This window comes from Microbacterium sp. RG1 (assembly GCF_005347485.1).
GTDB classification, from domain to species: domain Bacteria; phylum Actinomycetota; class Actinomycetes; order Actinomycetales; family Microbacteriaceae; genus Microbacterium; species Microbacterium binotii_A.
In genome coordinates, this window is sequence record NZ_CP034121.1 from 1811608 (window position 1) to 1828683 (window position 17076).

Here is a 17076-nt window from a genome sequence, read left to right on the forward strand (position 1 = left end):
CCGCACCGGCATCCGGGGCGGGGGCCCTCTCGTTCTCGAGGGTCAACCGATGTGCACGGCGATCTCGTGGACGCGCGCGATCTTCGCCTCGGTCGTGGACGCGGAGGGGTTCGTCACGACGAGCCTCAGCTGATCGACGCCGGCGACGCCGACGGCGATCTCACGCGCCCCTTGCGTATTGCCGGTGACAGTCGCGACCGTCTGCCACCCCGCAGCAGTGTGAGCCTGGATCGAGAAGTCCACCAGGACCGTGCCCGTGCTGGTGCCGTAACCGCTGTAGACCCCCACGGAAGCCACATCGAGCGGCTGGGCGAAGGTGAGCGTTGCCGTCGGTGTCGCATCCCCGACGGCGGAGAGCCAGCGGCCCGCGTCCGAGCAGTCGCCGTCGACCAGCTTCGTGCCGGGCGTGGACGCACTGTTCTGCGATGACACCTGGACGCTCGCGCCGATCGCATCGTGGTCCGCGCAGGGCGACGTGTTCGGGGCGCCCGCGAGCCAGTCCTTCACGAACTGCCCCTGGTGCTCACCGGCGAGGATGTTCCAGTCGTAATCGAACATCTGCGGCTTCCAGAAGTTGTCGAGGATCCACGCCTGCCACCCGATCCAGGGTCGTGCATCCATGTACGTCCGGAAGGGCACGCCCCAGTTCGTGGTCGTTCCCGCGGTGATCGAGTCCGAGAACTCCCCCGGCGGGTTCCAGCCGAACTCGCTGACCACGACCGGCAACGTCTGGGCTGCCGTACCGAACTTCTGGTCCAGGAGTGCGGTCGTCGGCGCCCCCTGATTCGGGTACAGGTGGTACACGTAGGCCGTGTTGTCGTCGACGATGGGATTGGTCAACGCACCATTGAGCATCGTGCTCCACTGCGGGGAGCCCATCAGCAGGAGGGTGTCCGGCGCCTCAGCGCGGATCCCGTCGACGACCGGCTGGATGTAGTCCTTCCAGGTGTTCCAGCTCGCCGGTGAGATCGGCTCGTTGAACACCTCGAACACGACATTCGGGTTCGAGCCGTAGACGGGCGCGATGTAGTCCCAGAACCGTTCGACCGTCGAGCGCGGAACGGCGCCGGCCGCGTCCCCGTAGTTCCGCACGAGATGCAGATCGATGATGATGTAGACGCCGCGCTCGACCGCCTGAGCGACGTACGGCGCGATGTACTCGGCGTCGTAGGCGGCGAGATCCGTCGTCGCGCCGATCTCGGTGACCGGCAGGCGGATGACCCGCGAGTTCCAATCCACGGCCACGTCGATCAGCTCGGATGTGGGCCGCGCATTGCAGTACTCGCACAGGTCGTTCTGCTCGGGGGCGAGCACGGAGACTCCGCGCAGGGCGACGTCCTGGCCGTTCGCGTCGACGATGCGATTGCCGTCGACCTGCAGGGCCGGCAGAGCGGCGGCCGCAGGACCCGCTGCTGCGCTGTCCGGCCCGGCTGCGGCGTGCGCCGCGAGAGGCACGGAGAGCGCGACGGCGGCGAGCGCGGAGGCGACCGCCACCGGCCAGCGCCGACGTGCGCGTGAGGAGGATCGGTGCATGGTGTGTTCCCTTTCCTGTTCGTCGCCGGCCTCGTTGCCCACGACGCTTCCGGCCGAAGCCGGGAAGATCTCTCAACCGGCCGACACGACCGCATCCTGCGATGCGGGCCGGGGCTTCCAGTGATGCGTGCGCACCTCTTCGGGCCAACGCAGACTGATACCGAGCGTGTCGCCGAGCAGACGCTGGTAGTCCTCGAGCAGTCGCCGGTCGGCGCGGACCGCCCGCGGCGGCCGGGCCTCACGCAGACTGAACGCGGCGAGCGCGCCCACGGCCTCACCGATCGCCCACTCCACGGGGTGCAGCCGATAGCACCCGTTCGTGATGTGGGTGGTGCCGATGTTCTTGCCCGCGGGCAGGAGGTTGTCGACCCGCACCGGAAGCAGCGCGCCCAGCGGGATCTGGAACGGGTACGACTCGATGTCGACGTAGGTGCGTCCCGCGGTGCTCGGGTGCAGATCGATCCGGTAGTGGCCGAGGCCGACACTGTCGGTGAACAGCTCGCTGCCGGCACCCGCGCCGCGCGCCTGGACGCCCACGTGCTGTTCCACGACGCGGAACTCGGTGAGCGCCCGTCGCGCCTCACGGATGTACGGCGCCTTCGCATAGCCGTCGGCGGTTCCCGTCACGTCACCACGCAGTCGTAGCCCGGGGTAGCCGTGACCGCCGTCCTCGCGCGGCGCCTCGGTCTGCATCCAGTACAGGAACGACGCGGACAACTCGCGGCTGGCCGCCAGCGCCCGCTCACGCTGTTGCGCGCCGACGCCCAGCAGCGGGGCCTCCCAGTAGTCGATCTGCGGCCAGTTCACGAGCGAGACGTCGGAATCGATCGTGCCGTCGCGGAAGTTCTCCGCCGCCACCACCCGACGGAAGCGCCACAGGTCGAAGGGCACGTCGGGAGTCGGATGCAGCTGGAAGATCGGGCGCGTGCGCACGCGCAACCCGATCGGCTCGATGTCCACCCACGACAGCTGCGGCCCCGGCCAGAACGGATCCACGTGCGTGCGCCAGTGGTCGTAGCGAGCGGGCTTGTCCCCGGTGTGGTCCTCCCCCGGACGGTGTTCGAGGGCGAAGCACCATGAGATCGCCTGCTGGTCCATCGGGTCAGCGGTCTCGGGCGCGTGCAGCTCACCCGTGTCTTCACGCCCTTCCGCTCCGATGACGTGTTCGACGCCGGCGAGCTCGAGGAGCTCGCCCAGCTCCGTGGCATCGACGACGATCGGCGCCCGCAGCTCCTTCTCCGTGCCGTCGACAGCGCGCACCGTGACCGAGCGGATGCGGTCGCCCGCCGTCTCGACGGCGACGGGTCGATGCTCGAACAGCACGCGCAGCCGCCCGGAGGCCAGCCACGGCGCGACCATCTCCTCGATCACCGCCGCCGCGACCCGTGGCTCGTGACAGAGACGGCTGACGATGCCTCGCCCCGGGTCCAGCAGCGGGTCCGCCGCGGTCTGCGGCGTCAGCGGGTAGTTGCGGCGATAGTACGCACGCACCCGCTGCCGGAAGTCGGTGTACCCGGGCGAGGCGTGCGGCCCTTCGATCCACGCGTTCTCGTCGGGCGGTACGGCTTGAGCCGTGAGCTGCCCGCCGAGCCAGTCCGTCTCCTCGGTGAGCAGCACGTGAAGCCCGAGCCGCAATGCCGTCAGCGCCGCGGCGACGCCACCGCATCCGCCGCCGATGATGAGCAGGTCCGCATCCGTCCTGCTCATACGTCACGCTCCGTCCGCGCCTGGGCGACCGTGCTGCCCGCGACCAGCTCGCACCGCACCAAGACGCTCTCCCTGGGGGCGGTCGGATCCTCGACCATGGCGATGAGCCTGTCCACGGCGATGCGGCCGATCTCCTTCCGCGGGATGCGCAGATCGCTCCAGCCCGCACCGGTCGCCGCGGTGTCCTCGAGCACAGCGACCGACACGTCGACCGGGATGGACACGTTCCGCTCTGCGAGACGTGCGCGCAGCGTGTCGGCGATCCGCTCGGACTCGACGACGGCGGCGGTCGCCCGGCCGGTCGCGAGCGCGTCGACGACGACGTCGGGGAGCCCGGACACCTCGTCGGTGTACCCCGGGGAGTCGTCGCGGAGCTTCAGGTGCTCGACGGCCTCCCGATACCCGGCACGCCGGTCGTCGTAGGGCTCGCCACCGATGGAGTCCCTCACGTACGCGATGCTGCGGTGACCGTTCGCGTGCAAGCGCTCGACGATCTCCGCGGCGGCGCTCCAGTAGTCCGGCACGATGCAGGGGAAGGGGGCTCCTGGCACGTCGCGACGTCCAATGTGGACGAAGGGATATCCGTCCTGCCAGAGCCTGGCGAGTTCCGCGCGGTCCGGGCTCATGCCGAGCAGGATGCTGCCGTCTGCGATGGTCAGGCGGTTGGTCTCGGCGCGGTAGATGCGACGTGTGCCGGAGCCGTCGCCCGTGGAGCTGAAGAGGACGAGGTCGTGCCCGCTCTCCTCTGCGCGCTCCTCGATTCCGAGGAGGAACTCGAAGTAGAACGACTCGCGCGCGTGGGGGAACAACGGCTCGAAGGTGTGCACGCCGAGCAGCTGGGTGCGCTTGCCACGGAGGTTGCGCGCCACCGGATTGGGCACGTATCCCAGCTGCGCGATCGCATCCTGCACGCGGCGCCGCGTCTCCTCAGGAATCCGGGACGACGACGCGTCGCCGCTGATCACCCGGGAGACAGCGGACTGCGAGACCCCCGCCAGGCGCGCGACATCGGCCTGACGCGCGACGCGCCCGCGAGGGGGGAGCGAGGATTGATCGGTCATGCGGGTTCCTCCGTCGACGTCAGGGGGGTGGGGGCGGTCATCGCGGTGTCGGCGATGAGGTCGGAGCGACCGACCTCATGCAGCCAGCAGTCGGCCCAGTGGCCGTCCGGCTGCACCGTGCGCGGGGGCGTCTCGGTGCGACAGCGCTCCATCGCGAACGGGCAGCGCGGATGAAAGCGGCATCCCTCCGGAGGCTCGATCAGACTGGGCGGCTCGCCGAGGTCGTCGGCGGTCCCGAACAGCTCGTCACGGTCGAGGTTCGTGGCACGGTGGGGGTCGGGAGAGGATTCGACGAGCAGCTTCGTGTACGGATGCTGGGGACGCGAGATGACCTCGTCCTTGGGCCCCGCCTCGACCATCTGTCCGGCGTACATGACGACGATGTCGTCGCACAGGTAACGGGCGCTCGCGATGTCGTGCGTGATGTAGAGCATCGCGAGGCCGTCCTCGCGGCACAGGCGGTTCAGCAGGTTGAGCATCTCGAGCCGGATCGACACGTCGAGCATCGAGATCGGCTCGTCGCCCAGCAGCACGCGCGGCTTCACGGCCAGCGCCCGCGCGATCACCACGCGCTGGCGCTGTCCGCCGGAGAGCTCGTGCGGGAACTTGTCCAGGAAATCGCGGGCGGGGCTGAGGCTCACCCGTTCGAGGAGATCGATCATCTGCTGCTCGCGCTCGCCGCGCGTGGTCGCACTCTGATGCAGCCGGAGCGCGCGGTCGAGGTTGTGCCGCACGCGGTGGAGCGGGTTGAGCGAGCCGAAGGGGTCCTGGAAGATCAGCTGCACGGCCTTGCGGTAGGCCTTGTCCACGTTCCGCCCGGTCGCCACGGGCCGCCCGTCGAGCAGGATCTCGCCCGAGGTCGGCTCGTAGAAGCGGGCGAGCATCCGGGCGAGCGTGGTCTTGCCGCTGCCGCTCTCCCCCACCACCGCCGTGACACGCCCCGGGACGAGGCGGATGCTCGCCCCTTCGACGGCGCGCACGGTCGCGGAGCGACCCACGGCGCCGGTGACCGTGAAGTGCTTGGAGACATCGATCGCCTCCAGAACCGCGTCGCTCATGCGGGGACCTCCTCGTCGTGCAGGTGACAGGCGACCTCGCGGTCGCCGCGGGTGCGTGGCAACGGCAGCTCGCGCTCACACCGGTCGAACGCACGCGGACACCGGGGGGCGAAGGAGCATCCGGCGGGCAGTGCGCGCAGATCCGGGGGCGTGCCGGGGATCCCCTCCAGCCGAGTGGCCGTCGCGTGCAGCGGCGGGAACGAGTCGCGCAGCCCCTTCGTGTAGGGATGCAACGGCGAACGATAGATCTCGGATGCGGCGGCGAGCTCGACCACGCGGCCCGCGTACATCACGGCGATGCGATCCGCGAGCTCGAGCAGCAACGACAGATCGTGGGTGACGAACACCACCGCGAAGCCGAACTCCCGGCGCAAGCGCAGCACCTGCGCCAGGATCTGCCGCTGCATCACGACATCCACGGCCGTCGTCGGCTCGTCCATCACGATGAGCTCGGGACGGCACGCGAGCGCCAGGGCGATGGTGGCCCGCTGCCGCATCCCGCCGGAGAGCTCGTGCGGATAGCTGCGTACCCGGTCGGCGGAGATACCGACCAGCGACAACAGATGACGCGCCTGATCCCAGGCCGCCGCTTTCGAGAGGGAACGGTCGTGGGTGCGCAGCACATCCACGAACTGCGCACCCAGCCTCATGACGGGATTCAACGCATCCATCGCGCTCTGCAGCACGATCGACAGGCGCGTCCAGCGCAGCTCCCGCAGCCTCTTGGGCGTGAGGGTCACGAGGTCGATGGCCTCACTCCCATCACGCGGGTGGTACATGATGCGCCCGGCGGTCGTCACGGCCGGCGGACGCTGGAGGCGCGTGAGCGCCGTGATCAAGGTCGACTTGCCCGAGCCGGACTCGCCCACGACACCGAGGATCTCGCCACGGCGTAGGGAGAACGTCACATCGGCGCAGGCGCGGGTGGGCGCGCCGAGGGACGCGTACTCCACGCTGAGCTGCTCGACCTCGAGCAGGACGTCGTCATCGCGCTCGGACACGGATGCGGCCTCCGCACGGTTCTCGGCGGCAATGGTCATCTCAGGCTCCTTCCACGGCGACCGCTGCGCGACGCACGCGCGCGGTGCGCTTTGCCACGAGGCGCGATGCCGAACGCAGCTTCGGGTTGGCGAGCTCGTCCACGCCGAAGTTGATCAGCGCGGCGGCCGTGCCGACCAGTGCGATGCACAGCCCCGGTGGCACGAGCCACCACCAGAGTCCTCTGAGCACGGCGCTCTGCTGCTGGGCGGCCTGGATCATGGTCCCCCAGCTGACCGCCGAGGAATCGGACACCCCCAGGAAGGCGAGGCCGGCCTCGGCCATGACTCCGCCGATGAGTCCGCCGAGGAACATCGACGCGATCCAGCCGTACAGGTGCGGGAGCACCTCGGTGAAGATGAGGCGGGTGTGGGACTCCCCCATCATGCGCATCGCCTGGACGAAGTCGCGGCTGCTCACGCTCATGGCTTGTGCGCGAAGCGTCCTCGCACCGCCCGCCCAGCCGAAGACGCCGATGATGACGGCGATCATCACGAGACCGGTGCCCTGCAGATAGCCCGCCACCACGAAGATGAGCGGGAGCACGGGCATCACGAGGAACAGATTGGTGACGAAGTTCAGGGCCTGGCCGGTGACACCGCGGAAGTAGCCGGAGGGCACCCCCACGAGGATGGCGAGCAGGGTGCCGATCGCTGCGGAGAGGAAACCGACGAACATGGAGCCGCGCGCTCCCTCGACGACCTGCGCCAACACGTCCTGACCGAACTGCGTCGTGCCCAGCAGATGCTGCGGGCTCGGCGGCTGCGAGATGGCCGAGATGTCGTTCGCACGCGCATCCAGCCCGAAGATGTCTAGGAGCAGTTGCCCGAACAACGCCAGCAGGACGAAGAACCCCAGCACGATGACCCCGAAGGTCACCTTGCCGTTCGCGAAGAGGCGGTACTTCACGTCACTTCTCCTCTCGCACGCGCGGGTCGAGCCAGGCGTAGACCGAGTCCGCGATGAGATTCGCCAGCAGAACCGTGAGGGTCACGAGGAGGAAGACGCCCTGCATCACGGGGTAATCGCGCTTCTGCAACGCGGAGAAGAGCAGGTAGCCGATGCCGGGGTAGCTGAACACGATCTCGGTGAGCAGCGCACCTCCGACCACACCGCCCAGCGCCATCGCGAAGCCGGTGAACTGAGGCAGCATGGCGTTGCGGGCCGCATAGCGCCAGCGCACGCGGGACGACGACAGACCCTTCGCCTGAGCGAGGAGCACGTAGTCCTCGCCGACAGTGGTGACCGTCATGTTGCGCATGCCGAGCATCCAGCCTCCGAAGGCGGAGAAGACGATCGTCGCCGCGGGTAGCGCGCCGTACTGCAGCGCGCTGACGATGAACGGCAGATTGAACCCGACGGGAAGGTTCGGGTCGTAGCCGCCCGCGAGGGGGAACCAGCCGAGGATGAACCCGAAGTACCAGACCGCGAGCAGGGCGATCCAGAAGTACGGCACGGAGGACAAGAAGGTGGTGAGCGGCGTGACGATCGAGTCGAAACGCGATCCGGCCCGCCATCCGGCCGCGACACCGAGGGCCGTGCCCAGCAGGAACGCGGCGATCGTCGTCGTTCCCACCAACAGCAGGGTCCACGGCAACCCCGTGGCCACGAGGTCCGCGACCGGAACGGGAAAGTTGACGATCGAGACGCCGAGGTCGAATCGCGACAGCTGCACGAGGTACGCCCCGTACTGCTCGAAGAGGTTCTCCTGCGGGTTGCCGAACAGCCCCTGGATCGATTGCAACGTGGCCGGCGGCAGGGCCTGTCCGCTCACACGCTCCAGCTGATCGATGATCGCCGCCGACGGGTCGCCGGGCATGAGTCGAGGGATGACGAAGTTGAGGGTGATCGCCGCCCACGCCGCGGCGAGATAGAACCCGAACCGGCGCAGCAGGAAGATGCCGCGGCCGCGTCGCGGCCTCCTCTTGGCCGTCACCTGCGCCACGCTGACCGTGGCAGAGGTGACGGCCCCCGGCGCCAGGCTCATGATGCGGGAGTGAGGGACAGGAGGGTGCGGATGGTGTCGGGCCCGAGGCTCGGGAAGGGCACCGCGTCGAAGTCCTCCGGCGTCGGCCAGCCCTTCCAGTGAGAGGCGTTCACGTCGACGAACCAGTACGAGTTGTACAGCGGCGAGAACGGCACCTCGTCGACCACGATGCGCTGCATCTGCATCCCGAGGTCCTTCATCGTCGCCTCGTCGGCGGCCCGCGTCATCTCGGCGAGCACCTGGTCGGTCTCCGCATCGTTCCAGCGCCCGATGTTGGTTGCCGCGGCCGTGCCCAACGGCTCGGCGTAGCGACTGTCGAGGAAGCTGTACACCCCGTACACGCCCGCTCCACCCGTCGTCGCGATCGTCAGATCGAAGTCGCCGGTCTTCTGCTGGTCGTACAGGGTCGCGCCCGGTGCGCCCGCGGGCGCTACGGTGACTCCGAGGACCTTCTTCCAGCTGTTGATCATGATGTCGGCGTAGGCGTTCCACCCGAAGTCTTGGTTGAACGAGAGCCGGGGAGTGAACGTCTTGCCGTCCTTGACCAGCGCGCCGTCGACCACCGCGTATCCGCTGGCGGCGAGAGCCTCGACAGCCGCGGACGCGTCGACCTCCTGCACCATCCCCTGATACTCGGGAGCGATCCAGTCGGAGTAGATCTGGTCGACGAGACCCGTGGGACCGGCCTCGGTGCCCGGACGGTTCAGGGTGGCGGTGATGTCCGATCGCGGAATCGACATCGCGAAGGCGCGTCGCACATTGACGTCGTCGAACGGCGCCTGAGCGGTGTTGTACATCATGGAGTACGCGCCGCCGGTGGCATACAGCTGGTAGAGGTTCGTCTCCGGGCTCTGAGCGACGAACTCCTCCTCCGCGTTCGGCCATCCGACCGGCGCCCAATCGACGTCACCGCGCAGGAGCTGCGCCTTCACGGTCTCGCCGCTGGTCGCGAGGATCTTCATGTACGCCATGGGGAGCTTCCCGCCCCAGTAGTCGTCGCGCGCCTTGAGCGTGACCTGCTGCGGGGCGAAGGCATCGAGGGTGAACGGGCCCGTGCCCACCGGGTCGGGGTTGGTCCAGGTGGTCAGATCCTGGTCCTTCCAGATGTGTTCGGGCACCATCGGAAGCGAGCTCGAGGCGAACTGGTTCAGCGCCGCGAACGACGGCTCGTCGAAGGAGACCTGCACGGTGTCGTCGTCGACCTTCTCGACGCCTGCGTAGGTGACACCGGCGAGGTTGAGCTCGGGCCGCTCGAGCGGAAGGGAGAGCGAGTAGGCCACGTCGTCCGCCGTGAGCGCCTCGCCGTCGGAGAAGGTGACGTCGTCGCGGATGTCGATCGTGAGTCGCGTGCCGGACTCGTCGAAGTCGAGGGAGTCGGCCAACCAGGGCTCGACCACCGCGCCATTGGCGTAGTCGATGCGCGCCAGCGGCTCGTAGATGAGCTCTGCATTCGGCGCCTTCTCGGTCGCGGGACCGAGGACGTTGTAGTTGCGGACGTAGGTGGTGCCGCCGTCCGACTTGCCGAAGATGATGGTGTCGGCTCTGGTTCCGCCCGCGGAGGTCGTGCCGGCCGTGCAGCCGGCGACGGCGACGAGGGCGGATGCCGCGAGTACGGCGGCGAGGACTCGTCTGGTGGTGCGCATTCCTGTCTCCTTCGACTGGATGTTCGGGGGTGTCCGCGGCGTGGAGCCGCGGTGCTCAGATGCGGGGAGCACGCTGTTGTGCTCCGGAGGCCACCTCGTGTTCATTCGTATGAGCAATCCATTCGAGCGAGGGAAATGGATGCTTCTACGTATGAGCAAGAGGCTATGAAGAAGCCCGGGCGAAGTCAAGAGCCGCCCGGGCTCCGGTGGGTTATTGGTTGTGGAAGGCGTCGTCGAAGGAGGCGGTGGGGGTGGGCCAGAGCAGGCTGCGGACGAACTCGACGGCTTGAGCTGCGCCGTGGAGGCGGTCCATGCCCGCGTCTTCCCATTCGATCGAGATCGGGCCCGCGTAGCCGATGGCCTCCAGGGCGCGGAACGAGTCCTCCCAGGGCACGTCGCCGTGACCGGTGGAAACGAAGTCCCACCCCCGGCGAGGATCCCCCCACGGCAGGTGCGAACCCAGGACCCCGGCCCGGCCGTTGCGAGGCCGCATCCTGGTGTCCTTGCAGTCCACGTGATAGATCCGGTCCTGGAAGTCCCAGATGAATGCGACCGGGTCGATGTTCTGCCACATCATGTGCGACGGATCCCAGTTGAAACCGAACGCGCCGCGGTGATCGATCGCCTCCAACGACCGCACCGAACTCCAGTAGTCGTACGCGATCTCCCCCGGATGCACCTCGTGCGCGAACCGCACACCCTCACCGTCGAACACGTCCAGGATCGGATTCCACCGCGCCGCGAAATCCTCGAACCCGGCCTCGATGACGGATGCGGGAACCGGCGGGAACATCGCCACATACGGCCAGATCGACGACCCCGTGAACCCCACCACCGTGTCCACGCCGAGCTTTCGCGCCACCCGCGCCGCCCGCGTCATATCCTCCGCCGCCCGCCGACGCACACCCTCCGCCTCCCCATCGCCCCACACGTACTCGCGCAGGATCGCCTCATGGCGGAAATCGATCGGCGCATCACACACCGCCTGGCCGGCCAGATGATTCGAGATCGCGAACACCTGGAGTCCGTGCCTGTCCAGGATCTCCCGGCGCGATGCGATGTAGGCGTCATCCTCATCCGCACGACGCAGGTCCAGGTGGTCGCCGGATGCGGCGATCTCGAGCCCGTCGTACCCCCAGGATGCGGCGAGGCGCGCGACCTCCTCGAACGGGAGATCCGCCCACTGACCGGTGAACAACGTGACGGGATGCGTGCTGGTCATGTCAACTCCTTCGATGCGGCGGGAGACTCCGGTGGCGCCGGAACGGGGGCGACATCCACCCAGCGCCGTTCGCGCGCGGAGGTGAGGACGGCGTCGGTGATCTCGGCGGCGCGCAGGCCGTCCGCGAACGTGGGTAGACCGTCGGGCGATGCTCCATCGAGCACCGCGTACGCGTCCGCGACGAAGCCGTTGAACGCGTCCTGGTAGCCCATCGGGTGGCCCGCGGGAACGAGGGAGAGGCCACGGTCGCCGACCGCGCCCGGATCGCGCAGGACGAGCTGCGATCCCTCTCGGGAGCCGATCCACAGCTCCTCGGAACGCTCCTGCGCGAATCGTAAGCTCCGCGCCGAGCCGTGGAGCTCGAGCACCAGCCCGTTCTTGCGACCGGGAGCCAGCTGACTGACCAGCAGGGTCCCGAGCGCACCGCCTTCGAGCTCCACCACGACGGCGGCGATGTCCTCATTCTCGACGGCGGAGCCCGCGCGCGTGTCGAACACCGTCGAGGTGCGCGCGGACAGCGCGACGATCCGGCGTCCCGTGACGAACTCGAGGAGATCGCACAGGTGGGAGCCGATGTCGGCGAAGGCCCGGGAGGCGCCGCCGAGGCTCGCATCCGCGCGCCAGTCGGTGTCGCCCGACTCCAAGAGCCAGTCCTGCAGGTACGCCCCGTCGATCGTGAGGATGCGGCCGACGGCGCCCGTGGCGACGAGTTCGCGCGCCTGACGCACCACCGGGTGATATCGGTACACGAACGGCACGGCCCCCGCGACGCCGGCCTCGGCCGCAGCGGCGACGACCGCGCGCGCGTCCTCGACGGACGTCGCCAGCGGCTTCTCGCAGACGACATGCTTGCCCGCGGCGAGCGCGGCCAGCGCCTGTTCGGCATGGTCGCGGTTCGGCGTGCACACGTGGACGACATCGATGTCGTGAGCCGTGACCAGTTCGGCGACATGGGCGGCGGGACGCCCGATCCCGAGCCGGTCCGCGGCCTGAGCAGCCCGTTCGGGTGAGGAGCTGGCGAGCGCGACGAGGCGAGCACCCGCGGCACGAGCGGCGCGGGAGTGGACGGCCGCCATGAAGCCGCCGCCGAGGAACCCGGCCCGCACCGGGGACATCCGCGTCACAGCGTCACCTGCCGCGGGTCGCGGTCCGCGGGCACGAGCGGCAACGGCTCCACGGAGCTGTCGACCACGATGGGAACGCCGGCGTCGATGGACTCGTCGATCGCCACGAGGGTGTCCAGCACGTGATAGCCCAGCCGGCCCGTCGCGATGTGCGCGGTATCGGCACGGATCGCCCGCGCCATGTCCAGAACACCGAGGCCGCGGCCCGCCTCGATGCCGACGGGCTCCACGGTCTCCCAGCTCGGCTCGGCGCCGCCGAGGACACGCCCCACCCGCACCTCGCCGCCGAATGTGTTCGGGTCGGGCACGACGAGCGCGCCCTCTGTCCCGTTGATCTCGATGACTCCGCTGCGGGCGAGCACGGCGTCGAAGCTGAAGACGCTGTCGGCTGCGGCGCCGCCCTCGAAACGGGCCAGCGTCTGCACATGCGTCGGGACCTCGACCGGGAAAGCGGTACCCGCGCGATCGCCGACCTGGATCTCGCGCGTGGCGCGTGCCTGGGAGCCCAGCGCCATCACCCGATCGATCGGGCCGAGGATACTCACGAGCGCCGAGACGTAGTACGGGCCCATGTCGAAGAGCGGCCCCGCGCCTCGGGCGAAGAGAAACTCCGGGTCGGGGTGGAAGGTGTCGGGGCCGATGTACTGCATGGTCGTATGAGCCGACAGCGGGACCCCGATGTCGCCGCGCAGGACGGCGCGTCGCGCCGTCTGCAGGCCCGGGCCCAGGATCGTGTCGGGGGCGACGCCGACGCGCAGGCCCGCCGCATCCGCGGCAGTGAGCAGGTCACGGGCGCTCGCCCGATCGATACCGATGGGCTTCTCCGACCAGACGTGCTTGCCTGCGGCGATCGCGGCCGCGCTGACCGCGGCGTGCGCGGCGGGGATCGTGAGGTTGACGACGATCTCCACGTCGGGGTGGGAGAGCACATCCTCGGGGCCACCGGCGAGGGGCACCTGGTGCCGCGCCGCCTGTGCGGCCGCGCGCGCCGTGTCGAGGTCGCCGATGGCGAGGACGCGGACGTCGGGGAACGAGCGCAGATTGTCGAGGTAGGTGTCGCTGATCATCCCCGCCCCGATGACGCCGACGCCGACGGGCCCGGTGCCGGTCATCGGATGCCCGCCTCGGCGAGAAAGGCGACGCCTGCCGCGAGTCCTTCGAACAGATCGCCCTCGTACTCGTCGAACTCGAGCACGGCGAGCTCGAGCGAGGTCGCCGCCAGAAGCGCTGCGGTCAACGGAACCTGCCCCTGCCCCGCAGGGACCTGTCCCAGACCACCCTGCGGCGAGTCGGGAAGGAAGGGGTCGACGCCGGTGGCGCCGTCCTTGACGTGCAGCGCTCGCAGACGCCCTCCGAGGCGTGTCGCGAGGGCGGGCACGTCCTGCCGTCCGACGGCGGCCCAGTAGGCGTCGAGTTCCAGGACGACATCCGCGCGCAGAAGCGAGACGAAGAACTCGTAAGCGCTCCGACCATCGATCGAGTGGTGGAACTCCTGCGAGTGATTGTGGTAACCGACCCGCAGGCCACGGGATGCGGCCGCGGCCGCCGCCCGGTTCAGCCGATCGGCCGTACGGCGCACGCCATCCTCGTCGCGCCAGTGCTCACCCCACACCATCGGCTCGAAGACCGTATGCGCTCCGAGACGGACAGCCGCGTCGAACACCTCGTCCAGCGTCGCTGCGCCGTCCTCTCCCGCACCCACGAGCGGAGCGTGAACGCTCGGGCTGTGCAGGCCGTGGCGCGCGAGGGATTCCGCCAGCGATACTCCCCCTTCCACGATGCCGTAGGCCTCGACGCGACGCACTCCGAGCCGGGCGAGGTGCGCCAAGGTGTCCTCCCGATCGACGGCCAGCGCCTCGCGCAGCGAGTACAGCTGAACGGACAGTGCGGCTTCGGTCATGGGGGGTCCTCGATTCTCTGACGCGACGGTGCGCAGGTGGGCGGGCGGCGATGCCACGCGATGGAGTTGACGAAAACCGACAGTAGTGCCGGTTTTTGGTTTCGTCCAGCCCCGCTAGGGTCGTCCCCATGCCCGAACCCTCGCCGCGCGGCTACGCCAGCGGTCGACGCCGTCGCGATCAGGTCGTCTCCGCGGCCTTCACCGCATTCGGCACCGTCGGTTACCGGCAGACGAGCATGAGCCAGATCGCCGCTGATTGCGGCGTCTCCCGCGCCGGACTCTTCCACCACTTCCCGACGAAGGAGTCGCTCCTCGAGGCCGTCCTCGACGAGCGGGATCGGCGTCATTCACTGCGTTTCTTCGAAGGTGCCCCAGGCCCGGGCCACGATGGACTCGACCACTTCGCCCGGCTCGTCGCGCTCACCGGCGCCAATGCCACGACCCCGGGGATCGTGAGCTTGTATGCCGTGCTCTCCGCAGAGGCGACCGACCCTGCCCACCCCGCGCACGCATACTTCGTACGTCGCTACGAGAACTCACGCCGCCATCTCACGATGGCCTTCGAGGACCTTCGCTCCCGCGGTCTGCTGCGAGACTCTTCCGTCGACGGACTCCGCCTGGCGGAGGAGATCATCGCCATCATGGACGGCATGCAGATCCAGTGGCTGCTCTCCCCGACGGCTGTCGACATGCCCGGCCGCCTGCGCGAGCGCCTGACCGAGATCATCCGCGTCGAACTTCCTGAGGTGCCGCCCACGCGTGCCGCGGAGCTGTGACGTTCTCCACACGGTGACACCCGGGTAACGCCCACGAGACATAGCCGCGATTGACTGAGGGCAGTCACCGCATCGCATGGCCGATGCCTTCCGCAGCGAAAGGAGCGGCCGATGATCCCCCGACCGCTGAGACACGACGCCCCCTCCTCCGCGCCGATGCGGGCCGAGGACGTCCCGACCCGGATGCGCGCCGCCGTCATCGACTCGACCGGAGCGCCGGAGCTCCTCCACGAGACCCAGCTCCCGGTTCCGCAGCCGGTGCTCGGAGAGCTGCTGGTACGCGTCGTCGCCGCAGGAGTGAATCCCATCGACGCGAAGACGCGGGCAGGCCAGGGAGTGAGCGGAGCCATCGCGGCCTACCCGGCGGCGCTGGGTTTCGACTTCAGCGGTGTGGTGGTCGCCTCGCCGTTCGAGTCGCACCCGTTGCCGGCCGGCACCGAGGTCTTCGGGATGGTGCCCTTTCCGCGCACCGGCGGCACCTACGCCGAGTACGTCGTCGTGCCGTCGCAGTCGCTCGCCCGCAAGCCCGCCTCGCTCTCGCATGTCGAGGCCGCGGGGATCCCCCTGGCCGCCCTCACCGCCTGGGGTGTCGTCGTGGAGACCGCGCATGCCCATGAGGGCCAGCGCGTGCTGATCCACGCCGGGAGCGGCGGCGTGGGCCACTTTGCGGTGCAGCTCGCCGCGTACTTCGGCGCCCATGTGACGGTCACCTCCTCCGCCCGCAATGCCGCGTGGCTGCGGGAGCTCGGCGCATCCGTGGTCATCGACTACGCCACCACGCGGTTCGAGGACGTCGTGGCGGACATGGACGTCGTGATCGACCTCGTGGCCAACACCGAGGACGAGGTCGGAACACGCTCGCTGGGCGTCATCCGCCCCGGCGGTCTGTACGTCATGGTGCCCAGTGGCGGCTGGCCCGGTTTCGCTGAGGCCGCGGCGGAGGTGGGGGTGCGCGCCACCGGCTACAAGGTCATCCCCGACGGAGATGTCCTCTCGACCCTCGCGCGGTTGCTCGACACCGGATCGATCCAGGTCTACATCGACGCCGTGTACGAGCTCGCGGATGCGGCCAGGGCGCACCGCGAGCTGGAGCGCGGCCGCACACGGGGGAAGTCCGTGCTGCGCATCAGCGAGGCGTGATCCTCAGCGCTCTGCCCGCCGTCTCCGCCACCGCATCCGCGACCGCATCCAGCAGGGAAGACGTCAGGTTCCACTGCTGCCAGTACAGCGGGACGTCCACGGGCGGCCCGGAGAGCAGCACGAGCGAACCGTCGGCGAGATCCGCCTCCGTCTGGAGATCGGGCAGCATCCCCCACCCGAGACCACCGCGCACCGCATCGGCGAAGGCATGCGAACCGGGCACGAAGCTGCGGGGCGGGGACGCGGGATCGACACCCCGCTCTTGCAACCACCTGGTCTGCAGCTCGTCGTGGCGATCGTAATCGACGACCCGGGCGTGCTCCGCTCCCAGACGCTCGAGTTCCCGCGCGCGCGTCGGCGTCGCCACGGCGCGGTAGCGCATCGCCCCGAGGGGACGCACCCGACATCCGGCCACGGGATCGGCCCGCGACGTGACCGCGGCGATCACGCGCCCCGACGCGAGCATCTCGGCGGTGAAGTCCTGATCGTCCCGGTGGAGATCGAACACCACATCGTGCAGCGCCGAGACCTGTGACAGCGCGGCGACGAACCAGGTCGACAAGGAATCCGCGTTGACGGCGAGCGACAGACTGACCGCCGCTCGACTCTCACCCTCACCCGCCTCGCCCAGCTCTCGCAGCACGTCGTGCGAGAGCAGCGCGTACTGCCGGGCCAGGCGCACGACTCGTTCGCCGTCGGCGGTCGCGCGAGCGGGCTTGGAACGCACGAGCAGGACACGGCCCAGCCGTTCCTCCAGCGCTCGGATGCGTTGACTGACCGCCGAGGGGGTGATGTGAAGTCGGCGAGCCGCCGCCTCCATCGTTCCCGTGTCGACGACGGCGGCGAGCGTCGCAGCGAGGTCAGCCGGAAGATCAACCATGAGCACA

The 17076-nt window shown here is 69.2% G+C and carries 15 protein-coding genes; 2 read left to right on the forward strand and 13 right to left on the reverse strand.

Features of this window, described 5'->3' with window-relative positions; genetic code table 11:
• Positions 1–42: 42 nt before the first annotated feature.
• The 12 genes from EHF32_RS08715 to EHF32_RS08770 form a co-directional block, all read right to left on the reverse strand.
• Positions 43–1533 (reverse strand): glycoside hydrolase family 5 protein, encoded by a 1491-nt coding sequence (locus tag EHF32_RS08715; RefSeq protein ID WP_137417810.1) that lies wholly within the window; start codon positions 1531–1533, stop codon positions 43–45.
• 72 nt (positions 1534–1605) lie between these two features.
• Complete coding sequence (locus tag EHF32_RS08720; RefSeq protein WP_137417811.1) at positions 1606–3240, reverse strand: FAD-dependent oxidoreductase; 1635 nt, start codon at positions 3238–3240, stop codon at positions 1606–1608.
• Positions 3237–4301, reverse strand: a complete 1065-nt coding sequence (locus EHF32_RS08725; RefSeq protein WP_137417812.1) for a LacI family DNA-binding transcriptional regulator — start codon at positions 4299–4301, stop codon at positions 3237–3239. Before EHF32_RS08725 ends, EHF32_RS08720 begins: the two co-directional genes overlap by 4 nt.
• Positions 4298–5359 (reverse strand): ABC transporter ATP-binding protein, encoded by a 1062-nt coding sequence (locus tag EHF32_RS08730; protein WP_137417813.1) that lies wholly within the window; start codon positions 5357–5359, stop codon positions 4298–4300. Before EHF32_RS08730 ends, EHF32_RS08725 begins: the two co-directional genes overlap by 4 nt.
• Entirely contained in the window at positions 5356–6399 is a 1044-nt protein-coding gene (locus EHF32_RS08735; protein ID WP_137417814.1) for an ABC transporter ATP-binding protein, read from the reverse strand. The genes EHF32_RS08730 and EHF32_RS08735 overlap by 4 nt, the downstream gene beginning before the upstream one ends.
• A gap of 1 nt (position 6400) precedes the next feature.
• Positions 6401–7306: an ABC transporter permease gene (locus tag EHF32_RS08740; protein ID WP_137417815.1), complete on the reverse strand. Its 906-nt coding sequence runs from the start codon at positions 7304–7306 to the stop codon at positions 6401–6403.
• Position 7307: 1 nt separating this feature from the next.
• Positions 7308–8384, reverse strand: a complete 1077-nt coding sequence (locus EHF32_RS08745) for an ABC transporter permease (protein ID WP_137417816.1) — start codon at positions 8382–8384, stop codon at positions 7308–7310.
• The gene (locus EHF32_RS08750; protein WP_137417817.1) at positions 8381–10027 is read right to left on the reverse strand and encodes an ABC transporter substrate-binding protein; all 1647 of its coding nucleotides are present in this window, start codon (positions 10025–10027) and stop codon (positions 8381–8383) included. The genes EHF32_RS08745 and EHF32_RS08750 overlap by 4 nt, the downstream gene beginning before the upstream one ends.
• A 211-nt stretch (positions 10028–10238) precedes the next feature.
• Positions 10239–11249 carry a sugar phosphate isomerase/epimerase family protein gene (locus tag EHF32_RS08755; protein WP_137417818.1) on the reverse strand — a complete coding sequence of 337 codons (1011 nt, stop codon included), beginning with the start codon at positions 11247–11249 and terminating at the stop codon, positions 10239–10241.
• Complete coding sequence (locus EHF32_RS08760) at positions 11246–12364, reverse strand: Gfo/Idh/MocA family protein (RefSeq protein WP_137417819.1); 1119 nt, start codon at positions 12362–12364, stop codon at positions 11246–11248. Before EHF32_RS08760 ends, EHF32_RS08755 begins: the two co-directional genes overlap by 4 nt.
• Before the next feature lie 5 nt (positions 12365–12369).
• Positions 12370–13485, reverse strand: coding sequence for a Gfo/Idh/MocA family protein (locus tag EHF32_RS08765; RefSeq protein WP_137417820.1), 1116 nt, complete (start codon positions 13483–13485; stop codon positions 12370–12372).
• The gene (locus EHF32_RS08770) at positions 13482–14273 is read right to left on the reverse strand and encodes a sugar phosphate isomerase/epimerase family protein (protein ID WP_137417821.1); all 792 of its coding nucleotides are present in this window, start codon (positions 14271–14273) and stop codon (positions 13482–13484) included. Before EHF32_RS08770 ends, EHF32_RS08765 begins: the two co-directional genes overlap by 4 nt.
• Before the next feature lie 128 nt (positions 14274–14401).
• On the opposite strand from EHF32_RS08770, the gene EHF32_RS08775 reads away from it, so the two are divergent.
• Entirely contained in the window at positions 14402–15049 is a 648-nt protein-coding gene (locus EHF32_RS08775) for a TetR/AcrR family transcriptional regulator (RefSeq protein ID WP_137417822.1), read from the forward strand.
• A gap of 111 nt (positions 15050–15160) precedes the next feature.
• Positions 15161–16189 carry an NADP-dependent oxidoreductase gene (locus EHF32_RS08780; protein WP_137417823.1) on the forward strand — a complete coding sequence of 343 codons (1029 nt, stop codon included), beginning with the start codon at positions 15161–15163 and terminating at the stop codon, positions 16187–16189.
• On the opposite strand, the gene EHF32_RS08785 is transcribed toward EHF32_RS08780, so the two are convergent.
• Complete coding sequence (locus tag EHF32_RS08785; protein WP_137417824.1) at positions 16176–17069, reverse strand: LysR family transcriptional regulator ArgP; 894 nt, start codon at positions 17067–17069, stop codon at positions 16176–16178. The two genes, EHF32_RS08780 and EHF32_RS08785, sit on opposite strands and share 14 nt — an antisense overlap.
• Between the last annotated feature and the right edge of the window lie 7 nt (positions 17070–17076).